The sequence below is a fragment of the Acidovorax sp. GW821-FHT10E03 genome, assembly GCF_059415205.1.
This window is the reverse complement of the sequence record NZ_JBWKMU010000015.1, coordinates 46,015-59,781: the sequence shown is the minus strand read 5'-3', so window position 1 is coordinate 59,781 and position 13,767 is coordinate 46,015. Positions and strand designations below refer to the sequence as shown.

The 13,767-nt window shown below is 67.9% G+C and carries 14 protein-coding genes; 7 read left to right on the top strand and 7 right to left on the bottom strand.

Translation table 11 applies throughout. From position 1 onward, the window contains the following. Positions 1-159: 159 nt before the first annotated feature. The 5 genes from AC07OD_RS24060 to AC07OD_RS24040 form a co-directional block, all read right to left on the bottom strand. Positions 160-1,365 carry an ABC transporter substrate-binding protein gene (locus AC07OD_RS24060; protein ID WP_218339177.1) on the bottom strand — a complete coding sequence of 402 codons (1,206 nt, stop codon included), beginning with the start codon at positions 1,363-1,365 and terminating at the stop codon, positions 160-162. Between the two features lie 74 nt (positions 1,366-1,439). Beyond that, the gene (locus tag AC07OD_RS24055; protein WP_492254354.1) at positions 1,440-2,024 is read right to left on the bottom strand and encodes an amino acid synthesis family protein; all 585 of its coding nucleotides are present in this window, start codon (positions 2,022-2,024) and stop codon (positions 1,440-1,442) included. Between the two features lie 48 nt (positions 2,025-2,072). After that, positions 2,073-2,714, bottom strand: a complete 642-nt coding sequence (locus AC07OD_RS24050; RefSeq protein WP_218296583.1) for an amino acid synthesis family protein — start codon at positions 2,712-2,714, stop codon at positions 2,073-2,075. Between the two features lie 21 nt (positions 2,715-2,735). Beyond that, on the bottom strand, positions 2,736-3,662 hold the full coding sequence (locus AC07OD_RS24045) for a UPF0280 family protein (protein WP_218296582.1): 927 nt from the start codon (positions 3,660-3,662) through the stop codon (positions 2,736-2,738). Between the two features lie 11 nt (positions 3,663-3,673). Further along, positions 3,674-5,323 (bottom strand): 6-hydroxynicotinate reductase, encoded by a 1,650-nt coding sequence (locus AC07OD_RS24040; RefSeq protein WP_494598226.1) that lies wholly within the window; start codon positions 5,321-5,323, stop codon positions 3,674-3,676. 174 nt (positions 5,324-5,497) lie between these two features. Here AC07OD_RS24040 and fdxA point away from each other — a divergent pair, with 174 nt between their 5' ends. The 4 genes from fdxA (at position 5,498) to AC07OD_RS24020 (ending at position 8,742) form a co-directional block, all read left to right on the top strand. Further along, a complete protein-coding gene (gene fdxA, locus AC07OD_RS24035) occupies positions 5,498-5,827 on the top strand; it encodes a ferredoxin FdxA (RefSeq protein ID WP_218296580.1) in 330 nt (109 codons plus the stop codon). Between the two features lie 66 nt (positions 5,828-5,893). Beyond that, entirely contained in the window at positions 5,894-6,670 is a 777-nt protein-coding gene (locus tag AC07OD_RS24030) for a ferredoxin--NADP reductase (RefSeq protein ID WP_218296579.1), read from the top strand. A 46-nt stretch (positions 6,671-6,716) separates the two neighbouring features. Then, the gene (locus tag AC07OD_RS24025; RefSeq protein WP_218339181.1) at positions 6,717-7,424 is read left to right on the top strand and encodes a TetR/AcrR family transcriptional regulator; all 708 of its coding nucleotides are present in this window, start codon (positions 6,717-6,719) and stop codon (positions 7,422-7,424) included. Between the two features lie 130 nt (positions 7,425-7,554). After that, positions 7,555-8,742 carry an amidohydrolase family protein gene (locus AC07OD_RS24020; protein ID WP_218339182.1) on the top strand — a complete coding sequence of 396 codons (1,188 nt, stop codon included), beginning with the start codon at positions 7,555-7,557 and terminating at the stop codon, positions 8,740-8,742. Positions 8,743-8,805: 63 nt separating this feature from the next. Here the strand turns inward: AC07OD_RS24020 and AC07OD_RS24015 are convergent, their stop codons facing one another. After that, positions 8,806-9,660 (bottom strand): outer membrane lipoprotein, encoded by an 855-nt coding sequence (locus tag AC07OD_RS24015; protein WP_494598225.1) that lies wholly within the window; start codon positions 9,658-9,660, stop codon positions 8,806-8,808. Positions 9,661-9,929: 269 nt separating this feature from the next. Here AC07OD_RS24015 and AC07OD_RS24010 point away from each other — a divergent pair, with 269 nt between their 5' ends. Continuing rightward, positions 9,930-10,841 carry a DUF72 domain-containing protein gene (locus AC07OD_RS24010; RefSeq protein WP_494598224.1) on the top strand — a complete coding sequence of 304 codons (912 nt, stop codon included), beginning with the start codon at positions 9,930-9,932 and terminating at the stop codon, positions 10,839-10,841. Between the two features lie 41 nt (positions 10,842-10,882). Here the strand turns inward: AC07OD_RS24010 and AC07OD_RS24005 are convergent, their stop codons facing one another. Beyond that, positions 10,883-11,809 (bottom strand): YihY/virulence factor BrkB family protein, encoded by a 927-nt coding sequence (locus AC07OD_RS24005; protein ID WP_218296575.1) that lies wholly within the window; start codon positions 11,807-11,809, stop codon positions 10,883-10,885. 127 nt (positions 11,810-11,936) lie between these two features. On the opposite strand from AC07OD_RS24005, the gene AC07OD_RS24000 reads away from it, so the two are divergent. Both AC07OD_RS24000 and AC07OD_RS23995 read left to right on the top strand, forming a co-directional pair. Next, a complete protein-coding gene (locus tag AC07OD_RS24000) occupies positions 11,937-12,749 on the top strand; it encodes an IclR family transcriptional regulator (RefSeq protein ID WP_218339184.1) in 813 nt (270 codons plus the stop codon). Between the two features lie 222 nt (positions 12,750-12,971). Next, entirely contained in the window at positions 12,972-13,745 is a 774-nt protein-coding gene (locus AC07OD_RS23995) for an SDR family oxidoreductase (protein ID WP_218296573.1), read from the top strand. The last annotated feature ends 22 nt before the right edge of the window (positions 13,746-13,767 follow it).

The window sequence follows — 13,767 nt, the reverse complement described above, 5'->3', positions numbered from 1 at the left end:
CACGGCGCTACCTACGCGCCGCCCACAGCCTATGAAACTGGCGCACCCCAGGCCAGGGCAGCCGAGCAAGGGCCGCCCCGCAGCGGGGGCGGCGCCCCCTTCCCGCGCACAGCACGGCAGAAGGGGGAAGACGCGAAGCGTCTCAGGGAGGGTTGCGACTCAATCCGCGGGGCGCATCTTCTTGACTTCGTCGTTGCTGGGCTGCACCTTGCTGCCATCCACGTAGCGGTAGTTCACCATCACGCCCTTGCCGCCCTCGTTCTTGGTGCGGCCCACGTAGCCGCCCATGGTCGACTGGTTGTCTTCGGCCCGGTAGACGATGGGGCCAAAGGGTGTGGGCACCTGCAGGCCCTTGAACGCGGCCACGAGCTTTTCGGTGTCGGTGGAGCCGGCTTTCTTCATGCCCTCGGCCAGCGACTTGATGGCGCTGTAGCCCACGATGGAGCCCAGGCGCGGGTAGTCGTTGAACTTGCCCTGGTAGGCCGTCTGGAAGGCCTTGTGCTCGGGCGTCTGGATGCCGTACCAGGGATATCCCGTGACGATCCAGCCGTTGGGCGCCTCGTCCTTGAGCGGGTCCATGTACTCCGGTTCGCCCGTCAGCAGGCTGACCACCTCACGGTCCTTGAACAGGCCCCGCGTGTTGCCTTCGCGCACGAACTTGGAGAGGTCGGCACCGAAAAGCACGTTGAAGATCGCATCGGGCTTGGCATCGGCCAGGGCCTGCACCACGCTGCCCGAGTCGACCTTGCCCAGCGGCGGCGCCTGCTCGACGACGAATTCCACATCGGGCTGGGCCGCCTTGAGCAGCTGCTTGAAGGTGGCCACGGCCGACTGGCCGTATTCATAGTTGGGGTAGACCAGCGCCCAGCGCTTCTTCTTCAGGGCGACGGCCTCGGGCACCATCATCGACACCTGCATGTACGTGGAGGGGCGCAGGCGGTAGGTGTAGCGGTTGCCGTTCTGCCACACGATCTTGTCGGTCAACGGCTCGCCGGCCAGAAAGAAGAATTTCTTTTGCTTGGCGAAGTCCGTCAGCGCCAGCCCCACGTGCGACAGGAAGGACCCCGTGAGCACATCGACCTTCTCGCGGGACACCAGCTCCTCGGCGGCCCGGACCGCGTCGCCGGGGTTGCCGTTGTCATCGCGGATGACCAGCTGGACCTTCTTGCCCAGCACGCCGCCCGCGGCATTGATCTCGTCAACGGCCAGCTCCATGCCTTTCTTGTAGGGCTCCAGGAAGGCGGGCTGCGCCTTGTAGCTGTTGATCTCGCCAATCTTGATGACATCCTGGGCGTGCACAGGGGCCAGCGTGATAGCCAGCGCGGCCGCAGCCGTGGCACGCATGAGGTTTCGTCGCATCGTCATGGGGAAACTCCTGAAAGGTGGGTTGGGGAGACAGGGGGGATGGTGGTGGGTGATGGTAGTGCCGGGGACCGCGCTCAGCGCAGCCCGTCCGTACCCTGGATTTCGGACGCCTTGAGGCCGCCCACGCGGGGCAGCGGCCGGCCGCTGTCCGTCACGACGACGGCGACGACGATTTCGTTGGCCCGCGGCGCGTCGGCCACGCGGGCCTCCATGGCGTCGAAATGGCTGCGCACGTAGGCCGCGTCCTTGTGGCCCAGGGGCACGTCGATGGCCGTGCCCAGGCCACCGATCTTCTTGCTCGACGGCACCAGCGCGGCGCCTTTTTCCACCGCCACGCGCAGCGGGGCGCCCAGCTTGGGGTGCAGGATGGCGGCGGCATGCTCCAGTTCTCCCGCCTCGCCCACGATGGCGGCCTTGCCATAGCTCTGCGCCTGGCCCGGCTCGATGCCCAGCGCGGCGACGCAGCGGGCGCCCAGCAGGGCCCCCAGCTCCTCGCCGATGGCCACCAGCTCGTCGAGGTTCTCGACATAGCGGCCCGCAAAGGGGTTGTCGATCACGGCCATGGCGAGGGCCTTGCGCACGGGGGGCTGCACGTCGCGCCCCATCTCCACGCGGACTTCATCCGTCTGGACAATGATTTTCCGGATCTTGGCTGGCATGTGTTGCTCCTTGGTTTTCTTGTGGGCGCGGCAGCGGGCCTGACGCCTTCAGCGCAGGCCGTCCCATTGGCTGATGTCGGCGGCCTTGAGCCCGCCGACGCGGGCATGGATGCGCGCGCCCGTGGTCATGGCGAGGATGAAGACGATTTCATCGGACGCGGGCGCTCCGGGAACGCGCACCTCGATGGCATCGAAGTGGCTGCGCACGTAGCTGGCGTTGATGTGGGTGAGCGGAACATCCAGCGCCGCGCCGGGGCCGCCGACCTTCTTGGTGGAAGGCACGATGGACAGGGCATTGGCGGGCTGCCCGGTCTTCTTTTCCGCCTGGCCCTTGGCATAGGCGTTGCGGTCGCCCTTCCAGCCCAGCAGCTCGCGCATGGCATAGCCGCCGGGCACGTGCCAAAGCGCGCCATGCTCCAGCTCGCCGGCGGCCCCGACGATGGCGCCCTTGCCGTAGGTCGCGATGCGCTCGGCGGGCACGGCCATGGCCTTGAGCAGCCGCTGGGCCATGTCCAGCCCCACATCCTGCAGGGCGTCCATCATCGGGAGGATGTCCGGCTCATACCGGCCGGAATAGGGGTTTGTCAGCACCGCGCCGATGGCGCCGCGCAGCAGCGGCACATCGGCCACGGGCCCGAATTCATGCCGGACTTCCTCGAGATGGGTGAAAACACGTCGTATCTGGATCATTTTGGAAACCTGTGCAATTCGTTAAGCAAATACCGAACCAACTTCTGCCTGCGGCGCCATTTCCACCGGCAGCGCCATGCCATCCGCCGCTGGCTGCGCCGCCGCGGTGGCCACGAACTGGCCCTGGCAGGCGAGCAGGGCGAACCACAGCAGGCCCTGTGCCTGCAATTCTTGCGCCTTTTGCAGCCCCTGCCCCAGCGCGCGATGCACGAGCCCGGCAGGCAATGGCGGAACATCCACTGTGACAGGAATGGCACCCAGATCGCTGTCATCGCGGACCCGCCATGCCGGCATGCGCAGGATGCGTTCGTCATCCACATTGACGGCATTGGCCACGATCGTGGCCGCGGCGTCGGCCTCGGCCGCGGTGCGGGCCAGCACCGTGACGCTGTCGGCAATGCCCAGCGAGTGGCTGCGCCCGCGCCAGCCGCTGGTGGCCACACCGCGCACGGGCATGGCGCTGTCGATGCGAATCTTTCCGTCCAGGACCAGCCCGTGGCGCCATTGCGCGGCGTCCAGCGCGGCGATGTCGGAATACACCCCCACGGTGGCCGACTGCCCGGGGGCCAGGTGCAGCGCGATGTCTCCGCCATTGTTGACCCAGGCCCGCCCAATGCCGTCCTGGGCATAGCACCCGAGGATCTCCTGCGCCACCGACCCCGCGACCGCAGCCATCGCGGTGATGAAGCCTGCGCGGTACGGCCTGCAGGCCGTCCACATGCGGCGCGCGACCACGCCGCGCAGAGGACAGGCGCCCCCCTCCACCGGCGCGCGCAGGGCTGGCAGCTCGTCCACCAGTTCCTGCAGCAGACCCTCGAAACGCGCCCAGGCACGCTCATGGGCCCGGGCCACGGCATCGGCTGCGCCCTCCGCCTGGATGACGAGATCCATGGGCCCGTGCTGGAAATGCCAGCGGCCGTCGGACAGGGGATTGCGGCAGGCTTGCATGGCGGTGCCGCTCAGCCCAGCAGGGGCGGGCGCCCCAGCGGCCAGGGGTTGGCGGACGGCAGCGTCTGCCATGCCAGCGCCTGGGGCGCGCCCTCGTTGTGCCACGCGCCGTGCTCCAGCACCTCGCGCAGGCTGCGGATCTGCCCCGCATGGCCGCCCAGTGCTTCGTAGTCGGTGCGGCGCATGCTGAATTCGATGGGCGCCACGATGGCGGGCGTGGGCACGGTGCCAAAGCTGTTGTCGGGCATGCGCAGCACGTCGGCCATCACCGTGATGCCGCCACCGGGCCACACATAGGCCGGCGCGCCGCCGCAGGTCACATTGACCAGCGCATTCTTGATGGAGCGGGTGAGCAGCACGGGGTTCTCGGTGACGCCGGCACGCAGGCTGCCGCCCGCGCCGCCGAGGAAAAGCACCGAAGCCAGCGAGGGCTCGCAGTTCTCGCCGATGCGGTCCACGATGCGGCGCACTTCGGAAGGCATCTGCGCCTCCACCGGGTTCAGCTGCCCGTCCAGCACATACCAGCAGGCATGCTCGCCCGTGGTGGATGTCATGAGCAGGCGCAGGCCGGGCCATGCCACCTCGGGGTCCCAGCCTTCGATGATGGCCAGCGGGTCGGCGATGTCGGTGCCGCCCCAGCCCGTTCCCGGATTCGCCACCTGGAAATAGCGCCCCGGCGTGGACTTTCGCCCGCGCATCTGGATGCCCGAGGACTTCATGTCCAGGCAGCGCCCAGCCTGGTGCTCGGTCAACACGCCGGTGATGTGGTCGTCCACCACCACCACCTCATCCGCATGGCCGAAAAACTGGCGCGCGAAGATGCCGATGGCGGCCGAGCCGCAGCCCACGCGCATGCGCTGCTCGGCCACGCCGTTGACGATGGGCGCGCGCCCGGCCTGGATCACGAGCTGCGAGCCGCCGTCGATGGTGAACTCCACGGCCTGCTTGTTGCCCAGCAGCTGCATCATCTCGGCGGTGACGCGGCCTTCCTTCTTGGTGCCGCCGGTCAGGTGGTGCACGCCGCCGAGCGATAGCATCTGCGAACCGTACTCCGCCGTGGTCACGTGGCCCACCACCTCGCCCTTGCAGCGCACATTGGCCTGCTCGGAGCCGAGGAAGCGGTCGGTGTCGATCTTCACCTTGAAGCTGCAGTAGCTGAAGATGCCTTCGGTGACCACGGTCACCATGTCCACGCCCTGCACCTGGGAGCCCACGATGAACGGCGCGGGTTTGTAGTCAGGATAGGTGGTGGACGAACCCACGCCCGTCACGAAGACCTCTTCGCTCAGCAGCAGGTCGCCCGACCAGGGCGCGGGCGGTGTGCAAGGCGCGCTCCCCGCATCGCTTGCGGCGGCATCCGCACCGCTCTGCTGCGCGGCCTGGGCCCGCGCCGCGAACGGCACCAGCGTGGCCTCGCCGGCCTCCAGGGTCTTGCGCAGCACCACCACCGGGTCCAGCCGCACCAGCACCCCGGCGTGGTTGGCGTAGCGGTCGCACGCCCCCGCGCGGCCCTCGGAAATCTGGCACAGCACCGGGCACGCATTGCACTCGACCTTGGCCGCGTTCATGCGCTCATTGCGGGGCCGGGCGCGCTCGAGCACCTGCGGCAGATCCGGCGCATCCATGCCCGGAAGCCCATCGGTCTTGGTGTGTTCAGTCATCGTGCGGCCCATTCATTGCATCTTTTCAAATGCTTGTACGCTCAGTGCATTTTGTGTAGCATTCACTTAACTTAAATGTTGTGATCACTACATTTATCGCGAATGTAGCGTAATCATCCATGGTCCGCAATGGTGTTTGCGCACCCCCCGAAAAGGTGCATGAGGAGCCCCAATATGACGCACGTTGTCACTGACGCATGCATTCGGTGCAAGTACACCGATTGCGTCGACGTATGCCCGGTCGACTGCTTCAAGGAAGGGCCGCAATTCCTGGTGATCGATCCCGACGAGTGCATCGATTGCGCGGTGTGCATTCCCGAATGCCCGGCCAATGCCATCTACGCGGACACGGACCTGCCGGCGGAGTTCGCTGCCTTCCTGGAATTCAACAAAAACCTGGCCCCGGGCCTGCCCACAATCACCAAAAGAAAGCCTCCACTTCCAGATGCGGAACAATGGAGGGTTGTGAGCCACAAGCTTTCCGGCCTGGATATCGCGTTCTGACGCGCTCCGGGAGCGGACTTCAGCCAGTTTTCCCCTGTTTTCTTCAACTTTCCCGACCCAAGCACCATGAGCGCCTTTCTCGAAGAACGCGTCCTGACGGTCCACCACTGGACAGACCGACTTTTCTCCTTCACCACCACGCGCGACACCGCCCTGCGCTTTTCCAACGGCCATTTCACGATGATCGGCCTGCGCGGGGAAAACGGCAAACCCCTGCTGCGCGCGTACAGTATCGTGAGCCCCAACTACGAGGAACACCTGGAGTTCCTGTCCATCAAGGTGCCCGACGGCCCGCTGACCTCGCGCCTGCAGCACATCAAGGTGGGCGACCACATCGTGGTGGGCAAGAAGCCCACCGGCACCCTGCTGATCGACTACCTCCTGCCCGCCAAGCGGCTGTACATGTTCTCCACGGGCACGGGCGTGGCACCGTTCCTGAGCCTGATCCGGGACCCCGAAACGTACGAGAAGTTCGAGGAAGTCATCCTGGTGCACGGCGTGCGCGAGGTGAAGGAGCTGGCCTATCACGACTACATCACGCAGGAACTGCCGCAGCACGAGTTCCTGGGCGAGATCGTGAGCAAGCAGCTCAAGTACTACCCCACCGTCACCCGCGAGCCATTCAAGCACCAGGGCCGCGTGACCACCGTGATCGAGAACGGCCAGCTGGCGCGCGACCTGGGCCTGCCGGCGCTGAACCCTGCGGAAGACCGCGTGATGATCTGCGGCAGCCCCGAAATGCTGCGCGACCTCAAGCACATGATGGAAGAGCGCGGCTTCAAGGAAGGCAACACCACGAAGCCCGGCGACTTCGTGATCGAACGCGCCTTCGCGGAGCAGTGACCCCCGGCCGGCCCCGCGGGGCCGGCCCTTCTCACCTGGATCATCCATGTCTGCCACACCCACCAAGACCCGGACGGCGTCCACCCGCTCCCCTTCCGCCCGAAAGACGGGGGTGCGCGAACTGGCGGCGCAGACCACGCGCGACAACATCCTGAAAGCAGCGACCAAGGTGTTTGCGCGCTATGGCTACGAAGGTGGCAGCGTGGAGAAGATCTCCAAGGCCGCCAAGTCGTTCGACCGGATGATCTACTACTACTTCGGCAGCAAGGAAGGCCTGTTCATCGAGGTGCTGGAGGAAACATACCGGCGCATGAACGATGCGGAGTCCAAGCTCGACCTGGACACCGCCAAGCCGGTCGAGGCGCTGCAGGCGGTGATCCGCTTCGTGGTGGGCTACTACCGCAAGAACCCCGAGTTCATCACGCTGCTCAACACGGAAAACCTGCACAAGGGCAAGCACATCTCCAAGTCGATGCGGGCCCGCGAATACTCGTCGCCCGCCATCGAGGTGATCCGCCGCGTGCTGGAGAGCGGCCAGGCACAAGGCCTGTTCCGCAAGGACGTGTCGGCGCGCGACGTGTACCTGCTGATCGCCGCCACGGGCTACTTCTACATGTCCAACCGCCACACGCTGTCGGCCTTTCTGGGCGAAGACCTGGAGACGCCCGATGCGCTGGCGCACTGGGAGTCCTTCGTCATCGACAGCGTGCTGCGCACCGTGGCGCCGGGCCCCAGCCTACCCAAGGGCAAGTGACGGTCGAAGGTCCGAAGATCTTCGGCACGCACCTCCGCAAGTAGTACGGCAAACGCAGGACGCACCGGACACAACGATTTTCTGAGCGAGGGCCGCAACGGGCCCGAACCCCCACCCACGAGGAGAATCCATGGCAGAAGCAGCAGCCGGCGGCAAGTCGGGCAAAGTGGTCATCAAGAACATCGGTCTTTTGTTGTCGGGCGACCTGGACCGCCCCATCCTGGATGCCGACACCATCGTCGTTCATGATGGCCTCATCATGGCCGTGGGCCGCGAGAAGGACTGCGACACCGAACACGCGCAGACCGTGATCGACGCGCGCAAGACCTGCGTCGCGCCCGGCCTGATCGACAGCCACGTGCACCCGGTCTTTGGCGACTGGACGCCGCGCCAGAACCAGATCGGCTGGATCGACTCGACCATGAACGGCGGCGTGACCACCATGGTCTCGGCCGGTGAAGTGCACCTGCCCGGCCGGCCCAAGGACATCGTGGGCCTGAAGGCGCTGGCCATCACCGCGCAGCGCTCGTTCGACAACTTCCGCCCCGGCGGCGTGAAGGTGATCGCGGGTGCCCCGGTCATCGAAAAAGGCATGACCGAGCAGGACTTCAAGGACCTGGCCGACGCGGGCGTGACGCTGCTGGGCGAAGTGGGCTTGGGTTCCGTCAAGGCCGGCTACGAGGCCCAGCAAATGGTGGCGTGGGCGCGCAAGCACGGCATCCAGAGCACCATCCACACGGGCGGCCCGTCCATCCCGGGCTCGGGGCTGATCGACAAGGACGTGGTGCTGGAGGCCGATGCCGACGTGATCGGCCACATCAACGGCGGCCACACCTCGCTGCCCTGGAAGCATGTGTGCGAGCTGTGCGAGAAGTCGTCCCGCGCGATCGAGCTGGTGCACAACGGCAACGAGAAGATCGCCATCCAGGCCGCGCGCGCGGCCATCGAGCTCAAGTGCCCACACCGCGTGATCCTGGGCACCGACGGCCCGGCCGGCTCGGGCGTGCAGCCGCTGGGCATGCTGCGCATGATCGCCCTGATCTCCAGCTTCGCCGACATTCCCGCCGAGCTGGTGTTCTGCTTTGCCACGGGCAACACGGCGCGCATCCGCAACCTGAACTGCGGGCTGATCGAGCCGGGCCGCGCGGCGGACTTCGTGTTCATGGACCGCGCCCAGCACACGGCGGGCGCCACGCTGCTCGAAAGCGTGCAGCTCGGCGACATCCCCGGCATCGGCATGGTGATGATCGACGGCCTGGTGCGCTGCGGCCGCAGCCGCAACACGCCGCCTGCGACTGAAATCCCCGTGGTGCTGTAGCACCCCCAGCCCATGAAAAAGCCCGCTGGCAGCGGGCTTTTTTTGCATTGGGAACGAGGTGGATCAATATGTGTCCGCCACGCGCACGGCGCCGGGCTGCGGGCGTGGATAGGGCTCTGCCGCCCGCGTGGCGGCACCGTCGTCCACGCGGAAGCCCTTGCCCTGCAGCACCACGGGCGTGCCCACGGCCGGGGGCTGCGCGCGCGTGAAACGCCGCACGGAGCCATCTTCCATGCGCACGGCGATCTGGTAGACCGTCTGCGTGCGCGTGCGCTCTTCGACCTTGTGGCCGACATAGCCACCGCCCACGGCACCCAGCACGGTGGCCGCCGTGCGGCCCGAGCCCTTGCCCACCTGGTTGCCCACCACCGCCCCCAGCACCCCGCCCGCGACCGCCCCCACGCCGGTGGCGGGTGCCGCCTGCTGCACGGCCTGGACGGACTCGACACGGCCACAGGTGGTGCACACAGGTGCCTGCGCAGCGGTGCGCAGCGGTTGTTGTTGTTGTTGTTGTTGTTGTTGTTGTTGTTGTTGTTGTTGTTGTTGTTGTTGCTGCTGCTGTTGCGGCTGCCGGGACGGCTCGGCATACCCCTGCGCCAAGGCCGGCGGCTGGTTGGCCGCGCTGTGGATGGCAACGTTCCTGTTGCCCACGGGCGGTGGCGCCTGGTAGGACTGCGGGGGCGTGGCAGCCCCTGGCGCACCATTGGCGGGCTGCGCGGCAGCGGCCAGCGGCGGCGCGTCGGCCGCGGACGGCCCCGCGTTCTGCACCACCAGGGTCGTACCCAGCGCGACCACGCTCACGCCGAGCACCCCGATGGCCGCCCACAGCCACTTGAGGGAGGGCGCCGCGCCGAAGGCCCCCACGGGCGCGGCGGCCAGGGAGCGGGTGGTATTGGAAGGTGAAACGATGAGGCTCATGGCTGTTCTCCGAAAGGTCCAGATGGTTCTGGACGGGTGGCTGCCAGCGTACCCGGCAGTACCGGGAATCCGGGCGTAGCCTCTGTAAAGGACGTAAGAACCTGTTTACACATTCTTCTCTGCGCTGCAGCGGCGGGGCGGCACGTGGCCCCCTGCGAACTCCCGGCGCCAAAGGGTGGCAAGCACCCGGGTTGTGCCCGCGCAAACGGCCGCCTATGCTGGCCGTCGGCCCATGCGCCGCGCGGATGCGGAAAGAAAGGAGGCTCACGATGGCGATGGCTGCGGCACAGATCCGCATCGGGATATCCGGCTGGCGCTATCCGCCCTGGCGCGGCAGCTTCTACCCCTCGGGCCTCACCCAGGCGCGGGAGCTGGAATTCGCGTCGCGGCAGTTCCCCAGCATCGAGCTCAACGGCTCCTTCTATGCGCTGCAGCGCCCGTCCAACTATGGGCGCTGGGCCGCCGACACCCCCGAGGGCTTCGTCTTCACGGTGAAGGCCCCGCGGTACATCACCCACGTCCTGCGGCTGCGCGACGCCCGCGCGGCCATCGCGAACTTCATGGCGTCGGGGCCGCTGGCCCTGGGCTGCAAGCTCGGGCCCATCCTGTGGCAGCTGCCGCCAAGCCTGGCTTTCGAGGAAGCACTGCTCGATGCCTTCCTGGGCCACCTGCCGCACGACACCGAGGCCGCAGCCCGCCTTGCCCATGAACGCGAGGACCGCATGCGGGGTAAGGAATGGCTGGGCCCCGTGGCCCCGATGCGGATGCGCCACGCCCTCGAGGTACGCCACGCGAGCTTCTGCCAGCCGGCGACGGTGGCTCTGCTGCGCCGCCACGGCGTGGCGCTCGTGGTGGCGGACACGGCGGGCCGCTGGCCCGAGGTGGGCGATGTGACGGCGGACTTCATGTACCTGCGCCTGCACGGCGCCCAGGAGCTGTACGCGAGCGGCTACAGCGATGCGCAGCTGGCGGCCTGGGCCGGGCGCATCCGCGCGTGGGCCGCCGGCGGCGTGCCGCCCGACGTGCGGCTGCTCTGCGCAGAAGACGCCGGCCCCACCGCCATGGCCGCGCGCAATGTGTTCTGCTTCTTCGACAACACCATGAAGACCCATGCGCCCGGGAACGCGCTGACGCTCGCCCGCACGCTGGGCCTGGACGCCCAGCTGCACATTTCCGCCTGAGCGCGCGGGGAAGGCACCCTCGGCACCGCCGGCCTCGGGCCTTACTGCGGCACGTGCAGGCGCCCCCGCTGCGCGGGCAAGGCGCCCAGCTCCTGGAACGCCCGGGCGCAGCTCGCGGAAAACAAGAGGACGGCGGACGAGAAGTAGATCCACATCAGCAACACCACCAGCGACCCGGCCGCGCCATAGGCCGACACCACGGCCGCGGTGGACAGGTACCAGGCCAGCAGCTGCTTGCCCACCGTGAACAGCGTGGCGCCCACCACGGCCCCGGCCATGATGCAGCGTGCGGGCGGCTTGGCCCCCGCGCCGATGCGCATCAGGCCCACGAACAACGCCACGGCAAAGCCGAAGGCGACGGCTTCGTTGACGACCTGCATGACGGGCGCGAGCGGCGCGAACGACAGGTGCGCCCCGGCCCAGCCCGCCAGCAGGTGGATCAGCGTGGACAGGGCCAGCGACACCAGCAGCAGGAACCCCAGCGCCAGCACATAGGCCAGCCCCCGCAGGCGCAGCGAGGCCATGCGCCACCAGGCCGCCCGCTGCGGCACCGGCCCGCCGCCGCGCCAGAGATGCTCCAGCGCCGACTGCAGTTCCACGAACACCCCGGTGGCCCCCGACACCAGCACCACAAAACCCACCAGGGAAGCCAGCCGCCCTTCGCTGGGAGCCTGCGCGCTGGCCAGCGCCTGCCGCACCACGTCGGCCACCTGCTGGCCCATCACCGCCTGCACCTGCGCGATGAGATTGCTCTCCAGATAGCTGCGGTCCATCCACCAGCCCAGCACGCCCACCAGCAGCAGCAGCAGGGGCGCGAGGCTGAGCATGCCGTAGAACGACATGGCCGCGCTCATGCGCAGCCCGTCGGCATCCAGCCACATCTGGGCCGCGCGCCAGAAGGGCTGCAGCAGCCGCCAAAGGGCTTGAAAAGGCAGGAGGAGGCGTTGGACTGTCGGGCGCACGTTCATCGCCACAGCCTAAGGCCGCAAGGCCGTTGCGTCCATGCGCGGATCACCGCTGTGCAGGTAGGTGCGCTCCCACAGCGGCCGCCCGGCGCCAGGCAGTCCCCTGGAACCGCATCGCCATAATGCGCCCATGCCGCCGCCCCGCCCTGCCCACACTCCCCGCGCGCCCCTGGCGCGGCCTCCCCAGGACCGGCACTTCGTGACGGCGCTGGCCCGGGGCCTGGAGGTGCTGGCCTGCTTTCGCGCGGGCGACAAGCTCCTGGGGAACCAGGAGATCGCGCAACGCTGCCGCCTGCCCAAATCCACCGTGTCGCGCCTGACCGCCACCCTCACCCGGCTGGGCTACCTCATCCACGTGGAGGCCTGCGGCAAGTACCGCCTGGGCACCGCCACGCTGTCGCTGGGCAGTTCGATGCTGGTGCGCCTGGACGTGCGCCAGGTCGCGCGCCCACTGATGCAGGAACTGGCCGACTTCGCGGGCGCCGAGGTGTCGATGGGCACCCGGGACCGCCTGTCGATGATCTATGTCGAGAACTGCCGCAGCGCGGCCCTGCACACGCTCAGCCTGGACGTGGGCTCGCGCATCTCGCTGGCCACGTCCGCCATGGGGCGCGCCTGGCTCGCCGCCGTGCCGCCCAAGGAGCGCAGCGCGGTGCTGGCCCAGATCCAGGGCCGCGACGAAACCGCGTGGCCGCAGGTGCAGCTGGGCATCGACCAGGCGCTGCAGGACTACCGCGGCCTGTCCGTGGCAACGTCGTTCGGTGACTGGCAGAAGAACGTCAATGCGATCGCCCGCGGGTTTCAGCCGGGGGGCGGGCTGCCGCCCATGGTGATCAACTGCGGCGGGCCCGCGTTCAATGTCCCGCAGGATTTTCTGCTCGATGCGGTGAGGCCGCGGCTGATAGAGATCGTGGCCCGCATCGAGACCGCGGTCTACCGCTAAGGACCGCGCTGGCGGGCCTTCGCGGGCACGCACCGAGTTTCGCAGGTGACAGCTCGCGTTTTACATCGGGTGCGGCCCCGACTAGCATGAAGTGCAGTTGCGGGTTCCGCGCCGCGAGCGCGGTGCCCCGCACCTTTCCCCATCCCACGGCAGCGCGATGCCCGGGCGCCCTGTCGCCTTCGAGTCCGCGCGCTCCACGCACTTCCAACGAAAGCCCTTCTCATGAGCGTCAAGCAACTCTTCGATCTCACCGGCCAGGTCGCCCTGGTCACCGGCGGCTCGCGCGGCCTGGGCCTACAGATGGCCGAGGCCCTGGGCGAGATGGGCGCCAGGCTCGCCATCACGGCCCGCAAGGCCGATGAGCTGGCCGAAGCGAAAAAGCACCTGGAAGGCCTGGGCTGCGAGGTGTTGACCGTGGTCAACGACCTGCAGAAGACCGGGGACATCCCCGGCCTGGTGGACCAGGTGGTGGAGCGCTTTGGCACCATCGACATCCTCGTCAACAACGCGGGCGCCACCTGGGGCGCCAAGGCCGAGGACCACCCCGACGCCGCCTGGCACAAGGTGATGGACCTCAATGTGAACGCGCCCTTCTTCCTCTCGCGCGAGGTGGGCAAGCGCTGCATGATTCCGCGCGGCAAGGGCAACATCATCGTGACGGCCTCGGTGGCCGGCATCAAGGGCACGCCGCCGGGCATGAACACCATTGCCTACAACACCTCCAAGGCCGCGGCGATCCACTTCGCGCGCACGCTGGCCTCCGAATGGGGGCACTACGGCATCCGCGTCAACGCCATCTGCCCCGGATTCTTCCCGAGCAAGATGGCCAGCGGCCTCATCGACAAACTGGGCCCGGCCATGATCGAGCGCACCCCGCTGCGCCGCATCGGCGGCGAAGAGGACCTCAAGGGCGCCGTGGTGTTCCTCGCCTCCGAGGCCTCGCGCCACATCACAGGCCACGCGATCGTGGTGGACGGCGGCGCCAGCCTGATCTGACACCGCGCCATTCCCTGCCCTT

Bases quoted from the DNA above. Each gene is read 5' to 3' on its own strand.
- AC07OD_RS24060 (WP_218339177.1), bottom strand. From the start codon at position 1,365: ATGACGATGCGACGAAACCTCATGCGTGCCACGGCTGCGGCCGCGCTG.
- AC07OD_RS24055 (WP_492254354.1), bottom strand. From the start codon at position 2,024: ATGCCAGCCAAGATCCGGAAAATCATTGTCCAGACGGATGAAGTCCGC.
- AC07OD_RS24050 (WP_218296583.1), bottom strand. From the start codon at position 2,714: ATGATCCAGATACGACGTGTTTTCACCCATCTCGAGGAAGTCCGGCAT.
- AC07OD_RS24045 (WP_218296582.1), bottom strand. From the start codon at position 3,662: ATGCAAGCCTGCCGCAATCCCCTGTCCGACGGCCGCTGGCATTTCCAG.
- AC07OD_RS24040 (WP_494598226.1), bottom strand. From the start codon at position 5,323: ATGACTGAACACACCAAGACCGATGGGCTTCCGGGCATGGATGCGCCG.
- fdxA (WP_218296580.1), top strand. From the start codon at position 5,498: ATGACGCACGTTGTCACTGACGCATGCATTCGGTGCAAGTACACCGAT.
- AC07OD_RS24030 (WP_218296579.1), top strand. From the start codon at position 5,894: ATGAGCGCCTTTCTCGAAGAACGCGTCCTGACGGTCCACCACTGGACA.
- AC07OD_RS24025 (WP_218339181.1), top strand. From the start codon at position 6,717: ATGTCTGCCACACCCACCAAGACCCGGACGGCGTCCACCCGCTCCCCT.
- AC07OD_RS24020 (WP_218339182.1), top strand. From the start codon at position 7,555: ATGGCAGAAGCAGCAGCCGGCGGCAAGTCGGGCAAAGTGGTCATCAAG.
- AC07OD_RS24015 (WP_494598225.1), bottom strand. From the start codon at position 9,660: ATGAGCCTCATCGTTTCACCTTCCAATACCACCCGCTCCCTGGCCGCC.
- AC07OD_RS24010 (WP_494598224.1), top strand. From the start codon at position 9,930: ATGGCGATGGCTGCGGCACAGATCCGCATCGGGATATCCGGCTGGCGC.
- AC07OD_RS24005 (WP_218296575.1), bottom strand. From the start codon at position 11,809: ATGAACGTGCGCCCGACAGTCCAACGCCTCCTCCTGCCTTTTCAAGCC.
- AC07OD_RS24000 (WP_218339184.1), top strand. From the start codon at position 11,937: ATGCCGCCGCCCCGCCCTGCCCACACTCCCCGCGCGCCCCTGGCGCGG.
- AC07OD_RS23995 (WP_218296573.1), top strand. From the start codon at position 12,972: ATGAGCGTCAAGCAACTCTTCGATCTCACCGGCCAGGTCGCCCTGGTC.